Here is a 3,821-nt window from a genome sequence, read left to right as displayed (position 1 = left end):
AGGCGGTGACCGCCTCGCCCTCGACCAACAGGCGAAAGCCCGAATAGACCGGACTTTGCCAGCCGAGGCGCGCGCGCAGGGTCAAGGCCGTGGCGTCGTCGAGCCCGTCTTGGCCGACGTCTTCATAGCGCAGGCGGCTATCGAACAGGATGTCGCCCGCCGGACTGGAGGCGGCCGCCGGTGCTGCGGGGGACTGGGCCTGCGCCACGGCGGGCGCCGCTGTCATCAGCAGGCCGACGGCCCAGGCGCGTCCGGTCAAAGCCATGTCAATGTCTCCGGATCAGGGTGAAGGTGCGTGCAGGCTCCACCAGTTTCGATTTCAGAATGGCGCGGACGCAGGCCAGGGCCGGGTCATCGGCGCCCTGGGCGGCGGAGATCAACCGGGTCCATCCCTCGTCGTCGGCCTCGCGGATGAAGTTGGTGATTTCCCCCTGGACGAACTCGGCGGTCGCCACGCCCGCCTGGGCCGCCGTGTCGCGGGCTCGGGCGGCCAGGCCCGGATCCGCTTCGTCGAGCCAGGCTTCCAGCCGCGCCGTCACGGCGGACTGGTCGTTCAGAAGGTCGCCCAAGGACAGGGCCGCCGAAGCGACGGCGCCGTCCTCGGTCACGCTCAGCCTCACACCGCCTTCGCGGGCCTCAGCGGCCAGACCGGAGACATAGCGGGCGGCGGCCGCCGTCCAGGCGCGGCTTTCCAGGTGCAGGGCGATGCGCGGCAGGACGTGCTCGAACGGCAACTGGCGGCCCTCTATGCGCCGATCCAGGCGCAGGACATGCCAGCCGAAGCGCGACCTGACCGGTTCGGACGCTGTTTCGCCGTCCTGAAGCGCATCGAGACCCGCTTCGACCTCGGCGGCGAGATCGCCCGGCGAGATCTGACCCAAGGATCCGCCAACGCCCTTGGACGGGCAGTCGGACAGGCGCTGGGCCAGGTCGGCGAACCGATGCGGATAAGCGGCCAACTCCGTGATCGCAGCCTTGGCCGCCGCCTGCGCTTCGGCCCAGGCGGCCTCGTCCTGAGTCTGGGGCGCCAACAGGATGTGGGAGGCCTCGGTCAGGGCCGGTGTGCAAAACCGTTTCGGCGCATGGTCATAGACGCGACGGCATTCGTCACGGCTGGGCGCGTCCACCAGGATTTCAGCCTCCAGGACCGCGCGGATCAGGGCTTCCTCGGGCGTCTCCTCGCGGCCGTCTTCATCGCACTCCGGGGCCGGGGTCAGACCCAGTTGATCGGCCCGGTCCAGCAGCAGGGCCTTGATGGCCAGGGCGTGGGCCGCCGCCTTGCGCGCCTCCTCGGCGTTCGGCGCAGGATGGTGCTGGGCCTCCTCGGCGACCAGACGCTCTGGCAGGGCCACGCCGTCGATGACGATCATAGCGCTCATCGTGCGGAGCCTCCGATGCGGCGCGTCACGGGCATGCGGCGTTTGCTGCGAACAAGCTGCCAACCGCGGCGGTTGAGATACCAGACCGGCGCGGACAGCATGTGGACGAGCCGTGTGAAAGGGAAGACCAGCAGGATCGTCAGACCCAGCGTCAGATGCGCCCGGAAGATCCAGTGGACATCGGCGATGAAGTTCGCGCTGTTCGGATTAAGGGTGAAGATGCCCTGGGCCCAGCTCATGAACTTGACCATCTCATGCCCGTCGCGGTGGCCCAGCGACAAGGGAATGGTCGCCAGCCCGAGGCAGAGCTGGGTCATGAGGATGATCAGTATGGCCATGTCGCCGAAGCTGGATGTCTGGCGGATTCGCGGATCGAACAGGCGCCGGTGGAGCAGCAACAGGCCGCCCACCAGACAGGCCGAGCCGGCCAGGCCGCCGGCCACGATCGCCAGCATCTGCTTGAAGCCATGGCTGACGCCCAGGAAGTCCCAGACGGCGATCGGGGTCAGCAGACCCACGAAATGGCCCGCGAAGATGGCCAGGATTCCGACGTGAAAGAGAACCGAGCCCACCATCAGCTGTCTGCGCCGCAGAAGCTGGGAGGAGCCGGTGCGCCAGGTGTATTGTTCACGATCGAACCGCAGCACCGAGCCGATCACCAGCACGGCCAGAGCGATATAGGGATAGACGCCGAAGGCGATGAAATTCAGGTCCATGGTCTCGATCCTCAGGCCGCAGCGTCGGCGCGGCGACTATTGTCAGGGGACGGGGCGGCGTTCATGGCGGACAGGATGGCGTCGGCCTTCGGACACCCGGCCTCGGCGGGGCCGAAGGTGACGGCGGTCTCTTCCCAAGCCTTGTCGAGGGTCTCCAGATCGTCCGGATCGTCGTCCGGCTCCTGCATCAAGGCGGCCACCGCGTCGGAATCCGGCACGGCGCCCGTCATGGCCGCCAGCGCACCGAACACGGCGCGATAGGGGCTTTCGCGCTTGTGAAGCCGCTCGGCCAGCGCCGCCAGGACATGGGCGCCTTCGCCGAGCAGAGATGCGGCGTCCTCGTCCGGCAGGGTGGACAGGAAGTCCAGGAACACCGGCAGATGGTCCGGCAGCTCATTGGCGGTCAGCTCCAGGCCGTAAGAGCCGTAGAGCTCGATCAGAGCCGCCATCGCTTGGCCCCGGTCGCGGCTCTCGCCGTGAATATGCTCATAGAGATTGAGCGACAGGGAGCGCGTTCGGTCGAAGAGGTGAACAAACCCCTCCTGAAGCTCGTACAGATCCTCGTGCTCCAGCTTGCGGGCCAGCTTGTCCAGGGCGCTGACGATGGGCGGCGGGACCAGGCCTTCCGAGCGGATGGCGGCCATGATCGCCGGGGCGGCGGTCTGGATGTCCGCCGTCGGATAGGTCAGCAGAAGGGCGAGGGCGCGATAGGTCAAAGCCATGGTCAGGCCACCTCTGCTGTGGGTTTGGCGCGTGAGCGTTTGTCGGGCCCGAATAGCCCCAGTTCGGTGCGGCCGCCGGAACAGCCGTTGCCGAAGGTGAAGCCGCAGTTGCCCCGCAGGTCATAGGCGTCTTCGACCGTCTCGCGGTGCGTCGAGGGAATGACGAACCGGTCCTCGTAGTCGGCGATGGCCATGATCTTGTACATGTCGTCGATCTGGGCCGCCGTCAGGCCGACCGTCTCGGCGAGCCCGTGGTCGATGCGGCCGTCCACCGTCCGGGCGCGCATATAGGCGCGCATGGTCAGCATGCGGCGAAGCGCCAGGGTCACCGGCTCCTCGACGCCTGCGGTCAGCAGGTTGGCGAGATATTTGACCGGGATGCGAAGCGCCTCCACGTCCGGCATGTCGCCGTCCATCTCCAGGGCGCCGACAGCGGCCGCGTTCTGGATCGGGGAGAGGGGCGGCACGTACCAGACCATCGGCAGGGTCCGGTATTCGGGGTGCAGCGGCAGGGCCACCTTCCAGTCAATGGCCATCTTGTAGACCGGGCTGCGCCGCGCGCCCTCGAGCCAGGCCTCGGGCACGCCGTCCGCCCGCGCCTGGGCGATCACCGCCGGATCGTGCGGATCCAGGAAGAGGTCGAGCTGGGCTTGGTACAGATCCTTCTCGTCCGGGGTTGAAGCGGCCGCCTCGATGCGGTCCGCATCATAGAGCAAGACGCCCAGATAACGGATCCGGCCGACGCAGGTCTCCGAACAGACCGTCGGCTGCCCCACTTCGATCCGGGGGAAGCAGAAGGTGCATTTCTCGGATTTTCCCGAGTCCCAGTTGTAATAGATCTTCTTGTAGGGGCAGGCCGAGACGCACATCCGCCAGCCGCGGCATTTGTCCTGATCGATCAGAACTATACCGTCCTCCTCGCGCTTGTAGATGGCGCCGGAAGGGCAGGCGGCTACGCACGCGGGGTTGAGGCAGTGTTCGCACAGCCTCGGCAGATACATCAT

4 protein-coding genes and 1 pseudogene are annotated in these 3,821 nt (G+C 67.3%); all 5 read right to left on the bottom strand.

Features of this window, described 5'->3' with window-relative positions; translation table 11 throughout:
* Window positions 1–265, bottom strand: a pseudogene (locus tag Q8Q71_RS02590) (hypothetical protein); the annotation flags it as partial.
* A gap of 1 nt (window position 266) precedes the next feature.
* Complete coding sequence (locus Q8Q71_RS02585; protein ID WP_154725584.1) at window positions 267–1,379, bottom strand: peptidylprolyl isomerase; 1,113 nt, start codon at window positions 1,377–1,379, stop codon at window positions 267–269.
* Window positions 1,376–2,095 carry a respiratory nitrate reductase subunit gamma gene (narI, locus tag Q8Q71_RS02580; RefSeq protein WP_008263174.1) on the bottom strand — a complete coding sequence of 240 codons (720 nt, stop codon included), beginning with the start codon at window positions 2,093–2,095 and terminating at the stop codon, window positions 1,376–1,378. Before narI ends, Q8Q71_RS02585 begins: the two co-directional genes overlap by 4 nt.
* An 11-nt stretch (window positions 2,096–2,106) precedes the next feature.
* Window positions 2,107–2,817, bottom strand: coding sequence for a nitrate reductase molybdenum cofactor assembly chaperone (gene narJ, locus Q8Q71_RS02575; RefSeq protein WP_008262296.1), 711 nt, complete (start codon window positions 2,815–2,817; stop codon window positions 2,107–2,109).
* A gap of 2 nt (window positions 2,818–2,819) precedes the next feature.
* A partial coding sequence (gene narH / locus Q8Q71_RS02570) for a nitrate reductase subunit beta (protein ID WP_305758079.1) occupies window positions 2,820–3,821 on the bottom strand: 1,002 nt, incomplete at its 5' end.

It is taken from the genome of Brevundimonas sp. (genome assembly GCF_030704825.1).
Lineage (GTDB): Bacteria > Pseudomonadota > Alphaproteobacteria > Caulobacterales > Caulobacteraceae > Brevundimonas.
Note: the sequence above shows the minus strand (reverse complement) of the source record. Positions and strands in the feature narration are given on the sequence as shown.